This is a genomic window from Streptomyces sp. NBC_01716, assembly GCF_036248275.1.
In the GTDB taxonomy this organism is placed as follows: domain Bacteria; phylum Actinomycetota; class Actinomycetes; order Streptomycetales; family Streptomycetaceae; genus Streptomyces.
Genome location: NZ_CP109181.1, coordinates 6,833,719 through 6,852,578, shown reverse-complemented (window position 1 = coordinate 6,852,578; position 18,860 = coordinate 6,833,719). Strand labels below are relative to the sequence as shown.

23 protein-coding genes are annotated in these 18,860 nt (G+C 68.3%); 9 read left to right on the top strand and 14 right to left on the bottom strand.

The features are described from left to right. Window positions 1-7 precede the first annotated feature (7 nt). The 5 genes from dapD to OIE74_RS30135 form a co-directional block, all read right to left on the bottom strand. Window positions 8-997 (bottom strand): 2,3,4,5-tetrahydropyridine-2,6-dicarboxylate N-succinyltransferase, encoded by a 990-nt coding sequence (gene dapD / locus OIE74_RS30155; protein WP_329389187.1) that lies wholly within the window; start codon window positions 995-997, stop codon window positions 8-10. Window positions 998-1,114: 117 nt separating this feature from the next. After that, window positions 1,115-1,372 (bottom strand): hypothetical protein, encoded by a 258-nt coding sequence (locus tag OIE74_RS30150; protein ID WP_329389185.1) that lies wholly within the window; start codon window positions 1,370-1,372, stop codon window positions 1,115-1,117. Between the two features lie 9 nt (window positions 1,373-1,381). Continuing rightward, window positions 1,382-1,969 (bottom strand): TetR/AcrR family transcriptional regulator, encoded by a 588-nt coding sequence (locus tag OIE74_RS30145; protein ID WP_329389183.1) that lies wholly within the window; start codon window positions 1,967-1,969, stop codon window positions 1,382-1,384. Next, the gene (locus tag OIE74_RS30140; protein ID WP_329389181.1) at window positions 1,969-2,295 is read right to left on the bottom strand and encodes a DMT family transporter; all 327 of its coding nucleotides are present in this window, start codon (window positions 2,293-2,295) and stop codon (window positions 1,969-1,971) included. The genes OIE74_RS30145 and OIE74_RS30140 overlap by 1 nt, the downstream gene beginning before the upstream one ends. A gap of 105 nt (window positions 2,296-2,400) precedes the next feature. Beyond that, the gene (locus OIE74_RS30135; protein WP_329389179.1) at window positions 2,401-2,532 is read right to left on the bottom strand and encodes a hypothetical protein; all 132 of its coding nucleotides are present in this window, start codon (window positions 2,530-2,532) and stop codon (window positions 2,401-2,403) included. Window positions 2,533-2,834: 302 nt separating this feature from the next. Here OIE74_RS30135 and OIE74_RS30130 point away from each other — a divergent pair, with 302 nt between their 5' ends. Further along, the gene (locus tag OIE74_RS30130) at window positions 2,835-3,098 is read left to right on the top strand and encodes a hypothetical protein (protein WP_329389177.1); all 264 of its coding nucleotides are present in this window, start codon (window positions 2,835-2,837) and stop codon (window positions 3,096-3,098) included. Between the two features lie 99 nt (window positions 3,099-3,197). Here OIE74_RS30130 and OIE74_RS30125 read toward each other — a convergent pair whose 3' ends face one another. Further along, on the bottom strand, window positions 3,198-4,580 hold the full coding sequence (locus OIE74_RS30125; protein WP_329389176.1) for a helix-turn-helix domain-containing protein: 1,383 nt from the start codon (window positions 4,578-4,580) through the stop codon (window positions 3,198-3,200). A gap of 303 nt (window positions 4,581-4,883) precedes the next feature. Here OIE74_RS30125 and OIE74_RS30120 point away from each other — a divergent pair, with 303 nt between their 5' ends. The 8 genes from OIE74_RS30120 (at window position 4,884) to OIE74_RS30085 (ending at window position 11,976) form a co-directional block, all read left to right on the top strand. After that, window positions 4,884-5,594: a 2-keto-4-pentenoate hydratase gene (locus OIE74_RS30120; RefSeq protein WP_329389174.1), complete on the top strand. Its 711-nt coding sequence runs from the start codon at window positions 4,884-4,886 to the stop codon at window positions 5,592-5,594. A gap of 27 nt (window positions 5,595-5,621) precedes the next feature. Then, window positions 5,622-6,509 (top strand): acetylating acetaldehyde dehydrogenase, encoded by an 888-nt coding sequence (locus OIE74_RS30115; protein ID WP_329389172.1) that lies wholly within the window; start codon window positions 5,622-5,624, stop codon window positions 6,507-6,509. Then, window positions 6,509-7,525 carry a 4-hydroxy-2-oxovalerate aldolase gene (gene dmpG / locus OIE74_RS30110; protein ID WP_329389170.1) on the top strand — a complete coding sequence of 339 codons (1,017 nt, stop codon included), beginning with the start codon at window positions 6,509-6,511 and terminating at the stop codon, window positions 7,523-7,525. Before OIE74_RS30115 ends, dmpG begins: the two co-directional genes overlap by 1 nt. Before the next feature lie 23 nt (window positions 7,526-7,548). Further along, complete coding sequence (locus OIE74_RS30105; protein WP_329389169.1) at window positions 7,549-8,385, top strand: HpcH/HpaI aldolase/citrate lyase family protein; 837 nt, start codon at window positions 7,549-7,551, stop codon at window positions 8,383-8,385. A gap of 14 nt (window positions 8,386-8,399) precedes the next feature. Then, window positions 8,400-8,918, top strand: coding sequence for a MaoC family dehydratase (locus OIE74_RS30100; protein ID WP_443076388.1), 519 nt, complete (start codon window positions 8,400-8,402; stop codon window positions 8,916-8,918). A gap of 36 nt (window positions 8,919-8,954) precedes the next feature. After that, a complete protein-coding gene (locus OIE74_RS30095) occupies window positions 8,955-10,109 on the top strand; it encodes a GNAT family N-acetyltransferase (protein ID WP_329389165.1) in 1,155 nt (384 codons plus the stop codon). 125 nt (window positions 10,110-10,234) lie between these two features. After that, a complete protein-coding gene (locus OIE74_RS30090; protein ID WP_329389163.1) occupies window positions 10,235-11,122 on the top strand; it encodes an aminoglycoside phosphotransferase family protein in 888 nt (295 codons plus the stop codon). 173 nt (window positions 11,123-11,295) lie between these two features. After that, window positions 11,296-11,976, top strand: a complete 681-nt coding sequence (locus OIE74_RS30085; RefSeq protein ID WP_329389161.1) for a PIG-L deacetylase family protein — start codon at window positions 11,296-11,298, stop codon at window positions 11,974-11,976. Window positions 11,977-12,146: 170 nt separating this feature from the next. Here OIE74_RS30085 and OIE74_RS30080 read toward each other — a convergent pair whose 3' ends face one another. From OIE74_RS30080 to OIE74_RS30045, 8 genes are all read right to left on the bottom strand, one after another. Then, entirely contained in the window at window positions 12,147-12,485 is a 339-nt protein-coding gene (locus tag OIE74_RS30080) for a metal-sulfur cluster assembly factor (RefSeq protein WP_189108654.1), read from the bottom strand. Continuing rightward, window positions 12,482-12,946, bottom strand: a complete 465-nt coding sequence (sufU, locus tag OIE74_RS30075) for a Fe-S cluster assembly sulfur transfer protein SufU (protein ID WP_329389158.1) — start codon at window positions 12,944-12,946, stop codon at window positions 12,482-12,484. Before sufU ends, OIE74_RS30080 begins: the two co-directional genes overlap by 4 nt. Before the next feature lie 11 nt (window positions 12,947-12,957). After that, the gene (locus OIE74_RS30070) at window positions 12,958-14,232 is read right to left on the bottom strand and encodes a cysteine desulfurase (RefSeq protein ID WP_443076272.1); all 1,275 of its coding nucleotides are present in this window, start codon (window positions 14,230-14,232) and stop codon (window positions 12,958-12,960) included. Further along, the gene (gene sufC, locus OIE74_RS30065) at window positions 14,229-14,993 is read right to left on the bottom strand and encodes a Fe-S cluster assembly ATPase SufC (RefSeq protein ID WP_329389156.1); all 765 of its coding nucleotides are present in this window, start codon (window positions 14,991-14,993) and stop codon (window positions 14,229-14,231) included. The genes OIE74_RS30070 and sufC overlap by 4 nt, the downstream gene beginning before the upstream one ends. A gap of 7 nt (window positions 14,994-15,000) precedes the next feature. After that, entirely contained in the window at window positions 15,001-15,318 is a 318-nt protein-coding gene (locus OIE74_RS30060) for a bifunctional 3-phenylpropionate/cinnamic acid dioxygenase ferredoxin subunit (RefSeq protein ID WP_329389154.1), read from the bottom strand. After that, on the bottom strand, window positions 15,318-16,496 hold the full coding sequence (gene sufD / locus OIE74_RS30055; protein WP_329389152.1) for a Fe-S cluster assembly protein SufD: 1,179 nt from the start codon (window positions 16,494-16,496) through the stop codon (window positions 15,318-15,320). Before sufD ends, OIE74_RS30060 begins: the two co-directional genes overlap by 1 nt. A 71-nt stretch (window positions 16,497-16,567) precedes the next feature. Next, window positions 16,568-17,989 carry a Fe-S cluster assembly protein SufB gene (gene sufB, locus OIE74_RS30050; RefSeq protein WP_329389150.1) on the bottom strand — a complete coding sequence of 474 codons (1,422 nt, stop codon included), beginning with the start codon at window positions 17,987-17,989 and terminating at the stop codon, window positions 16,568-16,570. Beyond that, window positions 17,986-18,798, bottom strand: a complete 813-nt coding sequence (locus tag OIE74_RS30045; protein ID WP_329389147.1) for a helix-turn-helix transcriptional regulator — start codon at window positions 18,796-18,798, stop codon at window positions 17,986-17,988. The genes sufB and OIE74_RS30045 overlap by 4 nt, the downstream gene beginning before the upstream one ends. Between the last annotated feature and the right edge of the window lie 62 nt (window positions 18,799-18,860).

The window sequence follows — 18,860 nt, the reverse complement described above, 5'->3', positions numbered from 1 at the left end:
GCGCGCGTCAGTTGTTGCTGTGCAGAACGTCGTTCAGGCCGCCCCAGACCGCGTTGTTCGGGCGGGCCTCGACCTTCCCGGTGATCGAGTTGCGACGGAAGAGGATGTTCGACGCGCCGGACAGCCCACGGGCCTTGACGATCTCACCGTCGGGCAGCGTCACGCGCGTACCGGCGGTGATGTAGAGACCCGCCTCGACCACGCACTCGTCGCCGAGCGGGATGCCGACACCCGCCTCGGCGCCGATGAGACAGCGCTCGCCGATCACGATGCGCTCCGAGCCACCGCCGGAGAGGGTGCCCATGGTGGAGGCACCGCCGCCGATGTCCGAGCCGTCGCCGACGACGACGCCGGCCGAGATCCGGCCCTCGACCATGGAGACGCCGAGAGTGCCCGCGTTGAAGTTGACGAAGCCCTCGTGCATCACGGTGGTGCCCTCGGCGAGGTGCGCGCCGAGGCGGACGCGGTCGGCGTCGCCGATACGTACGCCCTTGGGGGCGACGTAGTCCGTCATACGCGGGAACTTGTCGACCGAGGTGACCTGGAGGTGCAGGCCCTCCGCGCGGGCGTTCAGCCGCACCGTCTCCAGCGCGTCGACGGCGACCGGGCCGAGCGAGGTCCAGGCGACGTTGGCGAGCAGACCGAAGATGCCGTCGAGGCTCTGGCCGTGCGGCTCGACCAGGCGGTGGCTGAGCAGGTGCAGACGGAGGTACACGTCGTGCGCGTCGAGGGGCTTGTCGTCGAGCGAGGCGATGACCGTACGGACGGCGACGACCTCGACCCCGCGGCGCGTGTCGGGTCCGACGGCCTTACGGGCGGCGTCGCCGAGCAGTTCGGCCGCACGGCCGGCGTCCAGCCGCTCGGTCCCGGCGGGGCCCGGGTCGTCGCTGAGCACGGGGGCGGGGTACCAGGTGTCGAGGACGGTCCCGTCCTCGGTAAGAGTGGCGAGCCCGGCGGCGACGGCGCCGGTGGTGCGAGTAGCAGTCGTGTCGGTCATGAGCGAAACCTAACGGGCGCCCGTACGCCGAGGCCAACCGGTCTCGGCGTACGGGCACACGGTGCGCCACGGTGGCGGCGCCGGGCCCGCGCCGGCTCTGCCCAGGACATTCAACGTTCAGCCGAGGCGGTTGTCGTCCCTGTCGCCCGCGGCGCGGCCCTTGTCGTCCTCGGGGCGCGGGAGCAGGCGGTGTCCCTCGGAGTGGTGGTTCACCCAGCCGCAGACCCCGCAGCTGTAGCGGCCGTCGAGCCCGGCGATGAGCGTGCCGCACTGGCGGCACTCGGCGTAGGTGATCTCGGGGCCTATGACAGCCGCGGGCTCTGTGCCGGGATCCGGCGCGCGCTCCGGCGCGGACTTGGCGGGCGGAATGCTCATCCGGTCAATCTACGGGAGCGCGCCGTGCTCCGCGGAGGCCATGTCACCGGCCGCCGACGCCCCGGCGAGGATCCGGTCCAGCATCTCGCGGGTGTAGCCGGCGTCGTACTCCCGTCCGGTGAGCAGTACTTGAAGGCAGATCCCGTCGAGCATGGCGACCAGCGCGCGGGCCGTGACGGGGTCGACCCGGTCGGCCAGGCTCTGTGTGATCGCGTCGCACCACTCGGCGGCCACCGGCCGCAGCGCGGGGCGGCGCAGGGCGGCGAGATAGAGCTCGTACTCCAGCTCCACGCCGGTGCGGTCCGCCGCGAGCCACTGCCCGGTGACCCGGGCCAGCTCGTCCGCGATGTCGCACCCCGGGTCGGCGAGGGCGCCGCTCTCCCTGAGGACGGCGGCGAAGCCCTCGTTGGCCTGTCGCAGCGCGGCGACCAACAGCTCGTCCAGGGAGGCGAAGTGGTACGTCGTGGAGCCGAGCGGCACATCGGCCTCGGCGGCGACGGTGCGGTGGCTCAGCCCCGCGATCCCGGCTCGCCCGGCCACCCGGATCGCCGCGTCGATGATGCGCTGGCGCCGCCCGGGGTCGTAACGCCGGGCCATCAGTGGGCCCCGCCCAGGTTGAGGAGGACGACACCGGCGATGACGAGCACGATGCCCGCGAGCTTGGCCGGAGTGGCCGCCTCGCTCAGGAAGATCATGCCGATGGCGGCGACGGCGGCGGTCCCGACGCCGGCCCAGATCGCGTACGCGGTGCCGACGGAGAGCGTCTTGAGGGTCTGGGCGAGCATGGCGAACGCCAGCACGTAACCGATCACGGCCCCCAGCGAGGGCCAGAGCCTGGTGAAGCCCTCGCTGTATTTCATGGCCGTCGTGCCTGCCACCTCCGCCGCGATGGCGACGGCGAGCAATCCGTATCCAAGTCCCATGTGTACGAGTGTACGCATGAGTTGCGTACGCCCGTACACAAGACCGGCGGATTCCCGGCCTCGGGCGCCCGGCGGCCACAGACGCGGAGGGGGGCGGGGCGGCGGTCAGTCCGCAAACCGGAACGGGCTGAAGTGGTAAGCCTGGAGGTCGCGCCGCTTCACCACCCCTGCGGTCCGCAGCATCAGCCGCTGCCCGGTGGAGAGTTGGTCCCGCACGGAGCCGGGCAGGTCTGTCATGGTGCGGGACTGTTTCAGTTCCAGGCCGAACTGCCAGTGCTCGATCAGGCGAGCGCCAGCGCATAGGCGCGGCCATGCTCTTGAGCACGTCTTGGCTGTACTGGTTGTCGACCATCCGTCCCGACGCGGTCTCCAGAGCGAGTTGGGCGCCCGGCAGCCGCGTGGCGATCAGTTTGTTGCTTCCCCGGGCACGCTACTCGTAAGCCCAACGTCGCGGCCCACTCCAAAGACAAGGAGGCAGCAATGGCAAACACCACCCACCGCCCCCCGCCCTCGACCTGCTCGTCCCGGACCCCTACGGAATGCAACCCCTCTGCGGACGCGAAGAGTTCACCGCCCTCCTCGCGGACATCGTCGCCGACAACGCACCCCGGCTGTTCGCTGTCGTTCAGGAGTACGGCGACCGGATCGACGGCCGCGTCGCCGCCTGGGGCATGGCGTTCGAGGACCACTCCGAGGTGATCAGCGTCGAAGGCCACCGACGGACGCGCACCTCATCGCCCGAGCAGGCGCTGCGCGCGTACCGGCTCGGGACCCGGGTAGTACCGCAGCTGATGTGGCCGTAGGTCTTGTGAGGATGCTGGGCCATGAACGGACAGGCCACGCCCCCGAGCCCAGCACTCGCGGGCTGCCGGTCCACCCCACCGGACAGGCCCTCCCTGCGGTTACACCAGCACGCCGCAACGTGCGGCCAGGCCCCTCAGTTCGCTGGTGGTCCGACCGGACACCAGCAGCCCGGAGACCATGGTCTTCACCGCCGGCCGGGAATGAGTCTCTTCCGGGGCGTGCTGCTCCGCCGCCAGCAACGCGCGCACGCACTCGTCCCGGCGCCCCCACCGCCCAAGCGCCGCAGCCACGTCGGTGAAGTAACGAGCGCGCCGCTCGACGGTGGGCAGGCTCTGCGGGGTCATGGCGCGGGCCGCCGTCAGTGCCGCGCCTGGGTCGCCGGTCGAGTTCTCCGCCGAGATCAGATGCAGTTGCACCATCGCCGCGCTGAACCCGCCGCCGTGGTCCCGCAAGCGGGTCGTACTGCCCAGCTCCCGTGCGATGGCGGCAGCTTCGGCGGTCATCTCCCGCATGGCGTCCGCGTCGCCGTCACGCGCGGCGCTGTAGGCGGCGGACTGGATCAGCAGCCCCCGCTGCGCCGTCCCGTCATGTCCCGCCTCGCGCAAGCCAGGCGTACCGGCAGCGGTCAGCGCGATCGACATCGCTTCGTGGTGCCATCCGGCTCTCCGCGCCAGCACTGCGATCTGCCGGGCGGACTCGGCGATGGCGAGAGTGTTGCCGTCCGCCTCGGCCAACTGTCGTGCGCGGTCGGCAGCCATCCATCCGAGCTGCTGTTCGTCGAACTTGACCAGCAGCCGGGTTGCCAGCACGTACGCCTTGGCCAGCACCAAATGCTGGCCATTCCCGCTGACGCTGTGCGCGTGCCCGGAGCGGATCACCAGCGGCAGCCGCGACGAGAGACTGTCGTACCGGCAAGCATGGAAGTCCGCAACGGCGCGGCCCAGTTCGACGGACAGTTGCACCGGTTCGGGCAGCACCTCGCCGCCGAGCCCGAGCATCGCGTCTCGCAGCCGGCCGACGAGCACGTCACCGATCAGCGTGTCCCTATTGCCCGTGCTTCCCAACATGAGCGGGGTGCCGGCGGCTGCGGCTGCGGTGACCGCCAGGTTCGCCAGCAACTTTCTACGCCGCACCGCATCCTCACCATCCTCGCTGCCAAGGTTTCTCACCATAGAGGCAGGCAGGCGTGGGTACTCGGCGAACACGTCAGGGGCCCGGCCGTGGTCATCGACCGGAACGTCCGGCGCCAGACCGAGCGCCTGCGGCGGCAGCCCGAGCGCGTCGATGAACAGCCTGCGTGTGGCGACGTCCGCGAGCGACGACCTCCCGGTCTCGTACCGCGATACCTGTGCGATCGAGTAGCCCATTTTCGCGGCAAGCTGAGCGATCGTCATCCTTTGCTTCCCGCGTTCAGTCCGGATGACCTCCCCCAGATGAGCGTCCTCCGCCCGGCTTCCCGGCGTTGCCCTGACCTCACCCATACCCCGCTCCCGTCACCGACCGAAGCCGCGCCCCGTCCACCGTAGGCGCTGGACGCCCATCACCGCAGGGCTTTTGCACCAGATGCAAACCCATTTGCAGCTCACAGCAGGCCCTCTCCCCAACCCCACCACCAGCGAGGTTCCCTCGTACCCAGGGCCTACCGAACGTCCTGGGCCATAACTCCACCGGTCTGCAAGGGAGGAACCATGACGACTTATCAGGAAGACCAGGTACCGGGCAGTCTTCTCGTCCTGGCCGAGGAACTGGCTGCCGCTGCCCGCTCCCGTGTTCCCGTACCGCGGTTGTCCGGGCGCTTTCCGTATCTGAATCTGACTCTCGAAGACGCGTACCGAATCCAGCAGATCAACGTGGAGCGGCGGGTGTCGGCGGGCGCCGAGGTCACCGGTCACAAGATCGGCTTGACGTCGTCTGCCATGCAAGAGCAGATCGGCATTTGCGAGCCCGATTCCGGATTCATCTTCGACGGCATGGTCGGGTCGAGTGGTAGCTGCCTGCGTGCCGCCGAGTTCATGAACCCCAGGATCGAAACCGAGATCGCCTTCCGGCTCGGACGCGACCTGTCAGCACCATCTGATCTGGATACGTGCCGCAGCGCCGTGGCCGAGGTGTTCCTTGCCTTCGAAATCCTGGACACCTGCTTCACCGACTGGAACATCACGTTGGTCGACTGCATCGCCGACAACGCCGCCTGCGCCGGCGTCATTGTCGGGGAGCCCGTCCCCTTCGACGTGTCCTGGGAACTCGGCACCGAGCGGGTCACAGCAACGGCCAACGGCGAGGTGGCCGGTACCGGGGAAGGGCGCGACATTCTCGGCGATCCGTTCAAGGCCCTGGCCTGGCTGACGCACCGCTTGCCCTCCCTGGGCACGACTCTGCACGCCGGAGACATCATCCTGGCCGGCTCGGTCCACGCAAGCGTCCCGCTCACCGCCGGCACGGACTTCCGCGCGACGTCCACCCGGCTCCCCTCCATCCACCTCCGGGTCGTCTGACCCGCTGCTCAGGAACGGAAGCAGCCCATGCCACCGATCGTGCTGAACGCGGCGGTCCTCGGGACCGGACCCCTGGGGCTCGACCTGATCGAGCGCATACGCAATTCCCCGTACCTGGACTGCGGCCTCGTCGTCGGCCGCGCCAACACCAGTCGAGGGCTGATCCAGGCCGCGGAACTGGGCTGTACCACCACAGCGGGCGGCGTCGACGCCCTGCTGGACTCGGACCAGAGATTCGAGATCGTCTTCGACGCCACCAATGCGTTCGACCACCCCGCCCACTGGGTCAAGCTCGCCGACAGCGGGGCGACGCTCATCGACCTGACCCCCAGCAGCTCCGGCACGCTGATCGTGCCTACCGTGAACGGCGACCAGGCTGCCGCACACCGGCACATCGGCCTCGTCTCCTGCGGCGGCCAGGCAGCCATCCCGGTCCTGCACTCGATCGCCGGGCGCTACCGGCCCGCCTACGTGGAGATGGTGGCCACGGCCGCCAGCGTCAGCGTCGGCAGGGCCAGCCGCCTCAACCTGGACGAGTACATCGAAACGACCAGGGGCGCGATCCACCAGTTCACCCAGGCGGACAGCGCCAAGACCATGCTCAACATCTCGGCCGCCGCACCGCCGCCCCCGTTCCGCGTCGCGATGACGGTGGTGGCCGACGGCGCCGAGCAGGGACCGGTCCGTGAACTCGTGGATTCCGCCGAGGCGGCCATGCAGGCCATCGTCCCCGGTTACCGCGTGACCTCCTGCACCGTCACCGACGGCACGATGCGCGTGATCGTAGAGGTCACGGCCACCCGAAGCCGCATCCCGGTACACGCGGGCAACCTCGAAGTGATCAGCGCCGCCGCGATCTACGCGTCCGAACAGCACGCCCTGTCCCAGGACACCGAGCTGAAGGAGTACATCTGATGCGCCAGCAGGCTGTGATCGTGCACGACCCCACGCTGCGCGACGGCCAGCACGCCGTCCGCCACCAGCTCGACCGCGACCAGATCCGCGCCTACGCCGCTGCCGCCGACGCCGCCGGTGTCCCCGTGGTGGAGATCGGCCACGGTAACGGCGTCGGCGCCTCTTCCCACCAGGTGGGCCACGCCAAGCTCAGCGACGACGAGATGCTGGCCACGGCCCGTGAAGCGATGCCCCACAGCAGGATGGCGACCTTCATCCTGCCCGGCTGGGGGAGTTCCACCGACCTCCGTAGCGCCGTACGTCACGGTGTGGACGTGGTGCGTGTCGGCGCGCACTGCACCGAGGCCAACGTCACCGAGCGGCACCTCGGCGTCATCCGGGAACTGGGCGTCGAAGCCCAAGGGGTGCTGCTGATGACCCACATGGCCAGTGCGCAGGAGCTTGCCGAGCAGTGCGCGCTGATGGTCGGGTACGGGGCTCAGGCGGTCTGCTTCTTCGACAGCGCCGGACATTTTCTCCCGAGGGATGTCACTGCACGGGTCGCCGCCGTCACCGCTGCGGTGGACGTGCCGGTCGCCTTCCACGGGCACAACAACCTGGGCATGGCCGTGGCCAACTCCGTGGCCGCCGTCGAGGCCGGGGCCCGCATGATCGACGCGTGCGCCCGCGGATTAGGGGCAGGGGCGGGCAACACCCAACTGGAAGTCCTTGTGGCGGTGCTGGAGCGCCTGGGCCATCCCACCGGGATCGACCTGCGGCTCATGGCGGACGCCGCCGATCTTGCGGAGAGGACGCTCATGCCGGCTCCGCCGACGATCGACTCCGCGAGCCTGGCCTCCGGGCTGGCCGGTGTGTTCTCCGGGTTCAAGAAGCCCGTCCTGACCGCCGCCCGGCAGGCGGGGGTGCACCCCTGGGACGTGTTCGTCGAGCTTGGCCAGCGCAGGGTCACCGCCGGGCAGGAAGACATGATCCCGGACGCGGCCCGCGCCCTGGCCGTGCAGGGAGAGCGACGATGATCCAGACGCCTGCTCCCGCAGGGGTGTGGATCATCACGCCCGGCCACGTCCTCACCCGGTTTCCGACCGCCCGCGACTGCGGCGCGGACGTCGCCCTGGTGGACCTGGAAGACTCCGTGCCGGCCCCGGCCAAGGCCGACGCCCGCCAGGCCGCCCGCTCCTTCTTCACCACGGCGGCGCCGCAGGGCTGCACCCTCGGTATTCGGATCAGTTCTCCCACCACCCGCGAAGGCATCCGCGACCTCGTCGCCGTCGCCGACTATCCGGTCAAGCCGCAGATCATCCTGATCCCCATGGTGGAATCCCCCCGCGATGTCGAGATCGTCGCCGGTGCCATCAGTTCGCCCGGCTACACGCCTCACCTGTATGCGCTGATCGAGACCCCCCGCGCTGTGGAAGATCTGCCGTCGATCGTGCGTGCCGAGCGCATCGCCGGGGTTCTGTTCGGGACGGCCGACTACGCGGCGGCCACCGGCTGCGGGAGGGGCTGGGAGCCCATGCTGCATGCCCGGTCCCGGCTCATCACCAGTGCCGCCGCCGCGGGCATCCCCGCGATCGACTCCCCGTTCTTCGACCTGGACGACAGCGATGCGCTGCGGTGTGAGGCGAAGCGCGCCAAGGATCTTGGCTTCGCCGGCAAGAGCTGCGTGCACCCGCGGCAGCTCTCGACCCTCACCGAGGTGTTCAGTCCGACGGGAGAGGAAATCGCGACCGCCCGCGCCATCGTGGCCTCCGCGGAGCAGTCTGGTGGCCGCATCGTCCGCGTCGGACACCAGATGGTCGGCCCGCCCATGGTCCGGGCAGCGAAGGACCTGCTGTCCCGTGCGGCGGCCCGGACCCCGCTGGCGGTGACCGCGTGACGGCCGGCATCCCGATGCCGAGCGGGTACCGGCGTATCGCGGACGACCGCTACCGGGAAGTCGTGGGTCTCGGCTACCACGAGCTGCCGGAAGGGATGGTTATCGAGCACCGGCCCGGCCGTACCGTCACCGAGACCGACAACGTCCTGATGACCACTCTCGGCGGCAACGACGCCCCGATCCACACCGACGCCCGGTACAGCAGCCTGACCGAGTGGGGCCGCCCCCTGGTGTGCAGCAGCATCACCCTTCACATCGTCGGCGGGATGACCGTGCGCAGCACCAGCGGCCTCACGCTCGCCAACCTCGGATTCGACGAGATCCGGTTCACCCACCCGGTCTTCGTGGGCGACACCCTTTACGCGGAGACGGAGATCACTGGTCGTCGCCTCTCGAAGAGTCGGCCGGACACCGGAATCGTCACCTGCCGCACCACCGGCCACAACCAGCACGGCGACACTGTCGTGATCTTCACCCGCAGCTTCTTCGTACCGGTCGACGCCGACGCCGCCCGCGACGAAACCAACTACTGAGAGGGGTGACGTCACGTGCCCGATTCGATCCGGATCGTGAACGCTGACGACGAACTCTGGCAGCAGTACAGCAACCTATCCACCCGCAGCTACGGCCACCCCGTGGGCGACATCACGCGTCTGCGCCCCTACGCGGACATCCGCGTCGCACTGCGGGGTGACAGGGTCATTGCCGGCGGCCTCAGCCTTCTCGGACACCAGTTTTTCGGCGGCGCGCCCGTGCCTTCCGCCCTGCTCAGCGCCGGATGTGTCGCACCCGAGGAACGCGGAACCCACCTGTCCGTCCAAATGATCACCGAACGGCTGCGCCCGCTGCGCGACCAGGGCGCCGTCCTCTCCACGCTGTGGACCAGCTCGAACGGATACGCCCGCCGCCTCGGCTGGGAGGCGCCCACCCCGGTGTTCTCCTGGACCGTACCCACCGACGAACTCAGACGCGGCTTTGACGGGTCCGGGTTTGAGATCTCTCACGGGAGCACCGAGCAGCACAGCCTGACGTACGAGGACCTGGCTTCGCGCTGGAACGGGCCGTGGAGGCGGCCGAGCTGGTGGGAGCGCTGGCAGCGGGAGAAGCACCCCGGCCTTACCAGCTACCAGTTCAACCGTCCCGGACAGCAACCAACCGGGATGCTCTCCGTGGCTTTCGAAGATCATCCGGCTGAGGGGCGGCGCTTGGTCGTCCACGACTTCTGGGCCACGTCAGGAGATGAGGCCGTGGCGATGTTCGCGTTCCTCGGCCGGCACAGCAGCAGGATCTCCAGCGTCGTTTTCCAGCGGACCGGGCTGCCGCCCGCTCCCACGCTGCTGCACCGACTGCGCCGCTCCGGCTCTCTGGCCGCTTGCGCGTGGCACCCGTGGATGCTGCGCGTCCTGAACCTGCGCCAGGCCGTGCAACTGCGGGGCTGGGCCGACGAGGCGGACCTCGCTCTCCCGATCGAAGTCGTCACCGAGGACGGCGCGGCCACCGAGCCGTTCATGCTGCGGGTCGCCGGCGGTAAGGGCGAGCTGTCGCCCACCACCCGAGAAGGGCGGCTCACCCTGACCAGGGGCCAGTTCGCCGTCTGGTACGCCGGGGGTTATCGCAGTGCTACCTCCGCCGCACTGGCCGGGGTAAGCGGAGACCCGAGATCTATCGCCCAGCTCCTCCTTACCACCGCAGACCGCGAACCGTGGTTGCCCGACCACTTCTGACCCTTCCGTTCCACCGGCCGACCCCCAGCGGTGAGTACAGTCCAGACGTCGCCGCAGCCACCACGCAGCACGTCCAGCTCCCTGCGGGATATCGCTGCCCCACGCGATTCGGAGAAGACTCGCCCATGGCCCAGAATGCCCCCATTCCCCCTGACCTGCTGCGATGGGCCGCCAATCACCTATCTGGCGTGGACCAGGTCACCGATGTGTCCTGGCCCCGAGGAGACTCCAGGGTCTGGCGGGTGTCAGCGGGCGCCGAGGTCGCGTTCGTCAAGATCAGTCCGAGCACGAGAGACTACGAGCGCGAGATCCGCGGCTATGCGTACGCGGCGCGGGTCCTTGCCCCCCACGAGACTCCCCGCATCCTCGCCGCAGATCCCGACCTTCAGGCGATCATGACCTCGCCACTGCCGGGCCGCGTGGTACGAGACCTGCCTCTCCAGCCGGAGGAGGAGCGGCACGTGCACGAACTCGCCGGCCGACTGCTGAGGCGCTGGCACGATCACTCCGGCCCAGCCTCGGAGCAGGACCGCGAGGGAATCCGCACATCCATGGCGGACCACGCGACCGAGGTCGCCACCTGCCTGGAGAACACCACCGGACACCTCGACGACGCCCAGCGCGCCCTGGTGCAGTGCGTAGCCCGTGAACTGCCCGAGCTGGCCGACGGCCTCCCCGCCGTGTACCAGCACGGTGACTATTCGACCCGCAACTGGCTGTGGGACCGCGACCACGGCCACGGACTGATCGACTTCGCGATGTCCGGCAACGGCATCGCCGTCGAGGAGTTCGTCTGGCTGTGCGCTGCGGTCTGGGCGACGCGCCCCGACCTCAAAGTGGCCTACCTCGCAGGGTACGGCCGCATGCTGTCGGACACAGAGGAAAGAGCACTGCGCCTGCTGGTCACAAGACTCGGCGTCTCATACCTGAACACCGGACTCACGAAACGAAACTCGGTGCTCGTCGAGCGCGGCCATCTCGTCCTCACCCGCATGGCGCACGAATACCAGTAGACCCCGCAGGCCGACCCTCGCCTCCCCTCTTCTTGTCCGGGCCATGGCCGTCACGGCTGTGGCCCGGTCGAAGCGGCCGTACAGCGAGGGAGGGCTGTCCCCCTGTCGGGCCTGGATCTCCGAGTCCCGCACAGCGGCTTCGCGATGAAGGCCATCCGTCCGAAAGGAGAGCGATGAAGATCGTCCTTGTTGTGGTGGCCCATCCGGATGACGCCGAGATCGCCATGGGCATGCGGCTGCTCTGGTACACGCTCAACGGTTTTCGGGTCCGGGTGCACTGCCTGACCACCGGCGCGCCGGGCCCGGACGGCACACCGGTGAGGCACGAGGAATGTCTGGCCGCCGGTGCCTTGCTGGGCGTGCATGAGTACACCTTCTCTTCCATCCCCGACACCAGCTTCGCGGAGCACCGGGGCCGCATAAAAGCGGATCTGGTCGACGTCTTCCACGAGACCCGGCCCGATATCGTCTACACGCACTTCCCACGTGACCAGCATCTCGACCACAGCACCACGGCACAGGAGACGACGTCCTTGGCCCTGCGGGAGGCTGGCAATCTCACTTACTTCCGGTCGCCCTACAGCGTCGGATTCGAGCCCAACGAGTTCTTCGTCGGCACTCAGGAGCTCCTGGACGTCAAGATGCGCGCCCTTAACTGCTTCGCCTCGCAGCAGCAGCTCGACATGGACGTCTTCCGGAAACTGGCCGAGGTGGCACACCGTCAGTACGTGCATCACCGGGTGGTAGAGCAATTCCAACAGGAGTCGAGCTGCGCCGAGTTGTTCAGCATCGCGCGAAGGGTGGAAGTGATCGACTGCGCGACGGGACGGCAGAAGGGGCCAACGTACGAGTAGCCGCCATCCCCCGATGCAGGTTCCCCCTCGCCGGGCGGTTTCCGAGCGCCCTGCCACACCCGGCCGGTTCGGCGGCACCGTTTCGAGCCGGCCGGGTCCGGTACGACGAAGGCGTGGCGCGCCCCAGCAAGGAGCGCGTCACGCCTTCGTGTAGCGGCCGGGCAACCGGCTCAGACGTTGAAGCCCAGCGCGCGCAGCTGCTCGCGGCCGTCGTCCGTGATCTTGTCGGGACCCCACGGCGGCATCCAGACCCAGTTGATCTTCAGCTCGCTGACGATGCCCTCGGTCGCCGACTTCGCCTGGTCCTCGATCACGTCGGTCAGCGGACAGGCCGCCGACGTCAGCGTCATGTCGAGGGTGGCGACATTCGACTCGTCGATGTGGACGCCGTAGATGAGGCCCAGATTGACGACGTCGATTCCCAGCTCGGGGTCGACGACGTCGTACAGCGCCTCGCGGACCTCCTCCTCGGAGGCCGGCTTCATCATCACGGTCTCGTTCTCGCTCATGCCGTCTCCTTATGCGCGGGGTCGCCCAGTGCCTGGGCCGTCGCGTCCTTCCACGCCATCCAGCTCAGCAGCGCGCACTTCACACGGGCGGGGTACTTGGAGACACCGGCGAACGCCACGGCGTCCTCCAGCACCTCCTCCATCGCGTCGTCGGGTTCGAGCCGGCCCTTGGACTGCATCAGCTCCAGGAACGTGCTCTGGATCTTCTGCGCGTCGGCCAGTTCCCTGCCGACCAGCAGCTCGTTCAGGACGGACGCGCTGGCCTGGCTGATGGAGCAGCCCTGGCCCTCGTACGACACGTCCTCGATGCGTGAGCCGTCGTACTTCACACGGAGCGTGATCTCGTCACCGCACGTCGGGTTGACGTGGTGCACCTCCGCGTCGCCGTCGCGAAGACCGCGCCCGTGGGGGTGCTTGTAGTGATCCAGGATGACTTCCTGGTACATGGAATCCAGCTTCACCGGTCAGTCCCTCATCCGAAGAAATTACGGACGTGCTCCAGCCCGTCGACCAGGACATCGACCTCGGACTGCGTGGAGTACAGATAGAACGACGCCCGCGTGGTCGCCGGAATTCCGTACCGCAGGCAGACCGGCCGTGCGCAATGGTGACCGACCCGGACCGCGATGCCCTGCTCGTCGAGCACCTGACCCACGTCGTGGGGGTGGATGTCTCCGAGTGTGAAGGAGATCGTGGCGCCGCGCTCCTCGGCCGTGGCCGGGCCGATGATCCTCAGGTCGGGGACTTCGAGCAGCCGCTTCACCGCGTACTCGGTGATGGCGTGCTCGTGCGCGGCGATCTTGTCCATGCCGATCGCGGACAGATAGTCCACGGCCGCGCCGAGGCCGACGGCCTGGGCGACCGGGGGCGTACCCGCCTCGAACTTGTGCGGGGCCGGGGCGTACGTCGAAGAGTGCATCGACACGGTCTCGATCATCTCGCCGCCGCCGAGGAACGGCGGAAGGTCCTCCAGCAGCTCCTGGCGGCCCCACAGGACGCCGATCCCGGTCGGGCCGCACATCTTGTGGCCGGTGAAGGCCACGAAGTCGGCCTGCAGCGCCTGCACGTCGACCGCGACGTGCGGGGCTGCCTGCGAGGCGTCGATCAGCACCAGCGCGCCGACCTCCTGCGCACGGCGGACGATCGCCTCGACGGGGTTGACCGTGCCCAGGATGTTCGAGATCAGCACGAAGGAGACGATCTTCGTCTTCTCGGTGATGATCTCGTTGATGTTCGACAGGTCGAGCCGGCCGTCGTCGGTGAGACCGAACCACTTCAGCTTCGCTCCGGTGCGCTGCGAGAGCAGCTGCCACGGCACGATGTTGGAGTGGTGCTCCATCTCCGTGATGACGATCTCGGTCTCGTGGTCCACGCGGTAGGGCTCGTCGGCCCAGCCCAGCATGTTCGCCACGAGGTTGAGCGACTCGGAGGCGTTCTTGGTGAAGATCACCTCGTCGCGGCTCGGCGCGTTGATGAAGGCGGCGACCTTGTCGCGAGCGCCTTCGTACAGGGCCGTGGCCTCCTCGGCGAGCACATGGACGCCGCGGTGCACGTTGGCGTTGTGCCGCTCGTAGTACTCGTTGAGGGCATCGAGCACCTGGCGCGGTTTCTGCGATGTCGCCGCGTTGTCCAGATACACGATCTTCTTCCCGTCGTGGACCAGCCGGTCCAGCAGGGGGAAGTCCTTACGGACCGCCTCGTCGAGCAGTCGGCCCGGCCCGGTGAGGAGGCCTGACGGCTGTGTCACGCGGATACGCCACCCTTCACGTACGCCTCGTAGCCCTCGTTCTCCAGCTTGTCGGCCAGCTCCGCGCCGCCGGACTCGGCGATACGGCCCTGGGCGAAGACATGCACGAAGTCGGGCTTGATGTAGCGGAGGATCCGCGTGTAGTGCGTGATCAGCAGTGTGCCGACCTCTCCGCTCTCCCGGACGCGGTTGACGCCCTCGGAGACGACCCGCAGCGCGTCGACGTCCAGACCGGAGTCCGTCTCGTCGAGGATCGCGACCTTGGGCTTGAGCAGTTCGAGCTGAAGGATCTCGTGGCGCTTCTTCTCGCCGCCGGAGAAGCCTTCGTTGACGTTGCGCTCGGCGAACGCCTGGTCCATCTGGAGCTGTTCCATCGCGGTCTTGACCTCCTTCACCCAGGTCCGCAGCTTGGGTGCCTCACCGCGCATGGCGGTGGCGGAGGTGCGCAGGAAGTTGGAGACCGAGACGCCGGGGACCTCGACCGGATACTGCATCGCGAGGAAGAGTCCGGCGCGGGCGCGCTCGTCGACCGTCATCTCCAGGACGTCCTCACCGTCCAGGGTCACAGTGCCACCGGTGATCGTGTACTTGGGGTGGCCCGCGATGGAGTACGCGAGGGTCGACTTGCCGGAGCCGTTGGGGCCCATGATGGCGTGCGTCTCGCCCTGCTTGACGGTCAGGTCGACGCCCTTGAGGATCTCGCGGGCACCGCCCTCCGCGTCGACAGAGACGTGCAGGTCGTTGATTTCAAGGGTTGCCATGGGTGACTCAGGACTCCTGGGTGACGGAGACGAGCACATCGTCCCCTTGGATCTGTACGGGGTATACGGGGACGGGGCGCGTCGCGGGAAGGCCGTTCGGCTTGCCCGTACGCAGGTCGAAGCTGGAGCCGTGCAGCCAGCACTCGATCGAGCAGTCCTCGACCTCGCCCTCCGAGAGGGAGACGTTCGCGTGCGAGCAGATGTCGTTGATCGCGAACACCTCGCCCTCGGTACGGATGACGGAGACCGGTATGCCGTCGAGTTCGACCCGCTTGGGGGTGCCGTCCTCCAGCTCGGTCAGTCCACAGACTCGGACGAAGGTCATCAGACTGATGCCTCCAGCTCCGCCTCGATCTTGGCGAGCAGACGCTCTTCGACGTCCGGCAGTTCGATCTGCTGGACCAGCTCGGCGAAGAAGCCGCGGATGACGAGGCGGCGGGCGTCGACCTCGGGGATGCCGCGCGACATCAGGTAGAAGAGCTGCTCGTCGTCGAACCGGCCGGTGGCCGACGCGTGACCGGCGCCGGCGATCTCGCCGGTCTCGATCTCCAGGTTCGGTACGGAGTCGACCCGGGCGCCGTCCGTGAGGACCAGGTTCCGGTTCATCTCGTAGGTGTCCGTGCCCTCGGCGAGCGCGCGGATCAGCACGTCACCGATCCAGACGGCGTGCGCGTCGTCGCCCTGGAGCGCGCCCTTGTAGACGGCGTTGGACTTGCAGTGCGGGGCGTTGTGGTCGACCAGGAGCCGGTGCTCCTGGTGCTGGCCCTTGTCGGTGAAGTAGAGACCGAAGAGCTCGGCCTCGCCGCCGGGGCCCCCGTACTGCACGCGCGGGTGGAGCCGTACGACGTCGCCGCCGAAGGTCACCACGATCGACTTGAACGAGGCGTCCCTGCCGACCAGCGCGTTGTGCTGGGCGACATGGACGGCCTTGGCGTCCCAGTCCTGCACGGACACGACGGTCAGCTTGGCTCCGTCACCGATGAGGAAGTCGACATTCGAGGCGACCACCGCGTCGCCGGTGTGGTCGATGACCACCACCGCCTCGGCGAAGGCGCCCAGCTCGACCACCTGGTGCACGAAGGCGGTGCCGCCCTGGCCGTGCACGGTGATCCGGATGGGCTCGGTGAGCACGGTCTCCTTGGGAACGGAGACGACCGACGCCTTCTCGAACGAGGTGTACGCCTGCGCCGCCACCCGGTCGGCCGGGATGCCGGCCTTGCCCACGCGCGGGTCGTCGCGGCCGACGGTCTCCTGGGTGACACCGGCGGGGGTGTACACCTCCGTACGGATGAGACCGTCGGCGACGGCCGTACCGTCCTGGAGACCGCGCAGCCGCTCCAGCGGCGTGAACCGCCACTCCTCCTCGCGGCCGTGCGGAACGGGGAAGTCCGCGACGTCGTAGGACGGCGGCGCGCTCATGCGCGTGGCGACGGTCGACTCGGCGGCCACCGCGATCGACCCGGTGGTGGTGGAACCCACCGGAATGTTCAAAGCCTCAGCCATGGCTGTCGTCGTGCTCTCTCTCTGCCTCTTGGGGAATCGGTCGCTGCTGCTGACTGCCGCGCGCGGCGGCGTCAGCCGACGGAGCCTTCCATCTGGAGCTCGATCAGCCGGTTGAGCTCCAGCGCGTACTCCATGGGCAGTTCCTTGGCGATCGGCTCCACGAAGCCGCGCACGATCATCGCCATGGCCTCGAACTCCGTCATACCGCGGCTCATCAGGTAGAAGAGCTGGTCCTCGGAGACCTTGGAGACCGTCGCCTCGTGGCCCATCGACACGTCGTCCTCGCGGACGTCCACATACGGATAGGTGTCGGAGCGCGAGACCGTGTCCACGAGCAGCGCGTCACAGAGCACGTTGGACTTCGATCCGGGGGCGCCCTCACCGATCTCGATGAGTCCTCGGTAGGAGGTACGGCCGCCGCCTCGCGCCACCGACTTGGAGACGATGTTCGACGAGGTGTTCGGAGCCATGTGAACCATCTTGGCGCCGGCGTCCTGGTGCTGGCCCTCGCCCGCGAAGGCGATGGACAGGGTCTCGCCCTTGGCGTGCTCGCCCATCAGATAGACGGCCGGGTACTTCATGGTGACCTTGGAGCCGATGTTGCCGTCGACCCATTCCATGGTCGCGCCCTCGTAGGCCACGGCACGCTTGGTGACGAGGTTGTAGACGTTGTTCGACCAGTTCTGGATGGTCGTGTAACGGCAGCGGCCACCCTTCTTCACGATGATCTCGACCACGGCGCTGTGCAGCGAGTCCGAGGAATAGATCGGCGCGGTGCAGCCCTCGACGTAGTGGACGTAGGCGTCCTCGTCGACGATGATCAGCGTCCGCTCGAACTGGCCCATGTTCTCGGTGTTGATACGGAAGTAGGCCTGGAGCGGGATCTCGACGTGCACGCCCTTCGGCACGTAGATGAACGAACCGCCGGACCACACGGCCGAGTTCAGCGAGGCGAACTTGTTGTCACCGACCGGGATGACCGTGCCGAAGTACTCCTGGAAGAGCTCCGGGTTCTCCCTGAGGGCGGTGTCGGTGTCCTTGAAGATGACGCCCTGCTCCTCCAGGTCCTCACGGATCTGGTGGTAGACGACCTCGGACTCGTACTGGGCCGCGACACCGGCGACGAGACGCTGCTTCTCCGCCTCGGGGATGCCGAGCTTGTCGTACGTGTTCTTGATGTCCTCGGGCAGGTCCTCCCAGGACTCCGCCTGCTTCTCCGTCGACCGGACGAAGTACTTGATGTTGTCGAAGTCGATGCCCGACAGGTCGGAGCCCCAACTCGGCATCGGCTTCTTGCCGAACAGCTTCAGTCCCTTGAGACGGAGCTTCAGCATCCACTCCGGCTCGTTCTTCTTCGCGGAGATGTCGCGGACGACGTCTTCGGAGAGACCGCGCTTGGCGGCGGCGCCGGCCTTGTCGGAGTCGGCCCAGCCGTATTCGTACTTGCCCAGTCCTTCGAGCTCAGGATGGGCGGTCTCCGTGGGGAGCGTCATGCGGGGTTCCTCCCGGCCGTGCTTTCGGATGCGTGATGATCGGTCTGCTGGCTGATCTGCGGTGGATCGGTCTGTGGGGTGCCGCCGGTCCCCGGGGGACCGGGTGGCGCGCCGTGCCCGCCGCTGTGCGGGATGAACGTCGTGCACACCCCGTCACCGTGGGCGATGGTCGCCAGCCGCTGCACATGGGTCCCGAGCAGTTCGGAGAAGAACTCCGTCTCCGCCTCGCACAACTGCGGATACCTCTCGGCCACGTGGGCCACCGGGCAGTGGTGCTGGCAGAGCTGCTCACCCTGCTGGTTCGGCGCGCTGCGGGCCGCGGCAGCATATCCGTCGGTGCTCAGTGCCCTGGCGAGCGCCTCGGTGCGCTTCTCGGGCGCGGCGGACTCGACCGCCTGCCGGTACGTCCCCGCCTGGGTGGCGATCCGGTCGCGCGCGAAGGCGGCGACGGCCGCTTCACCCTTGGCGCCGCCGCCCGCGCCACGGGCGATCCACTCGATGGCGTCGGCGGCGAGCTTGTCGTACGACTGGTCGAAGGCGTCCCTGCCGCAGTCGGTGAGGGCGAACACCTTGGCGGGCCTGCCTCGCCCGCGTGAGCCGTAAACACGCTGGTCGCGTGGTTCCACCACGTCGTCGGCGACCAGTGCGTCGAGATGGCGGCGGACGGCGGCCTGGGTGAGTTTCAGGCGCCCCGCGAGGTCGGAGACGGTGGAGGGGCCGTGGTCCAGGATGGAGCGCGCGACCCGGTTGCGTGTGGAACGCTCACCGGTCGCGAGTTCCTCCTGCGGAGCCTCGCCGACGTATTTCACAACGCCATTGTTGCGTAATTCCCTCGACAGTGACAACAGTCGTCCGGTACGACGAGTGGTGC

Coding starts and splice junctions, on each gene's coding strand:
- dapD (WP_329389187.1), bottom strand. CDS start 997: ATGACCGACACGACTGCTACTCGCACCACCGGCGCCGTCGCCGCCGGG.
- OIE74_RS30150 (WP_329389185.1), bottom strand. CDS start 1,372: ATGAGCATTCCGCCCGCCAAGTCCGCGCCGGAGCGCGCGCCGGATCCC.
- OIE74_RS30145 (WP_329389183.1), bottom strand. CDS start 1,969: ATGGCCCGGCGTTACGACCCCGGGCGGCGCCAGCGCATCATCGACGCG.
- OIE74_RS30140 (WP_329389181.1), bottom strand. CDS start 2,295: ATGGGACTTGGATACGGATTGCTCGCCGTCGCCATCGCGGCGGAGGTG.
- OIE74_RS30135 (WP_329389179.1), bottom strand. CDS start 2,532: ATGACAGACCTGCCCGGCTCCGTGCGGGACCAACTCTCCACCGGGCAG.
- OIE74_RS30130 (WP_329389177.1), top strand. CDS start 2,835: ATGCAACCCCTCTGCGGACGCGAAGAGTTCACCGCCCTCCTCGCGGAC.
- OIE74_RS30125 (WP_329389176.1), bottom strand. CDS start 4,580: ATGGGTGAGGTCAGGGCAACGCCGGGAAGCCGGGCGGAGGACGCTCAT.
- OIE74_RS30115 (WP_329389172.1), top strand. CDS start 5,622: ATGCCACCGATCGTGCTGAACGCGGCGGTCCTCGGGACCGGACCCCTG.
- dmpG (WP_329389170.1), top strand. CDS start 6,509: ATGCGCCAGCAGGCTGTGATCGTGCACGACCCCACGCTGCGCGACGGC.
- OIE74_RS30100 (WP_443076388.1), top strand. CDS start 8,400: ATGCCGAGCGGGTACCGGCGTATCGCGGACGACCGCTACCGGGAAGTC.
- OIE74_RS30090 (WP_329389163.1), top strand. CDS start 10,235: ATGGCCCAGAATGCCCCCATTCCCCCTGACCTGCTGCGATGGGCCGCC.
- OIE74_RS30085 (WP_329389161.1), top strand. CDS start 11,296: ATGAAGATCGTCCTTGTTGTGGTGGCCCATCCGGATGACGCCGAGATC.
- OIE74_RS30080 (WP_189108654.1), bottom strand. CDS start 12,485: ATGAGCGAGAACGAGACCGTGATGATGAAGCCGGCCTCCGAGGAGGAG.
- sufC (WP_329389156.1), bottom strand. CDS start 14,993: ATGGCAACCCTTGAAATCAACGACCTGCACGTCTCTGTCGACGCGGAG.
- OIE74_RS30060 (WP_329389154.1), bottom strand. CDS start 15,318: ATGACCTTCGTCCGAGTCTGTGGACTGACCGAGCTGGAGGACGGCACC.
- sufD (WP_329389152.1), bottom strand. CDS start 16,496: ATGGCTGAGGCTTTGAACATTCCGGTGGGTTCCACCACCACCGGGTCG.
- sufB (WP_329389150.1), bottom strand. CDS start 17,989: ATGACGCTCCCCACGGAGACCGCCCATCCTGAGCTCGAAGGACTGGGC.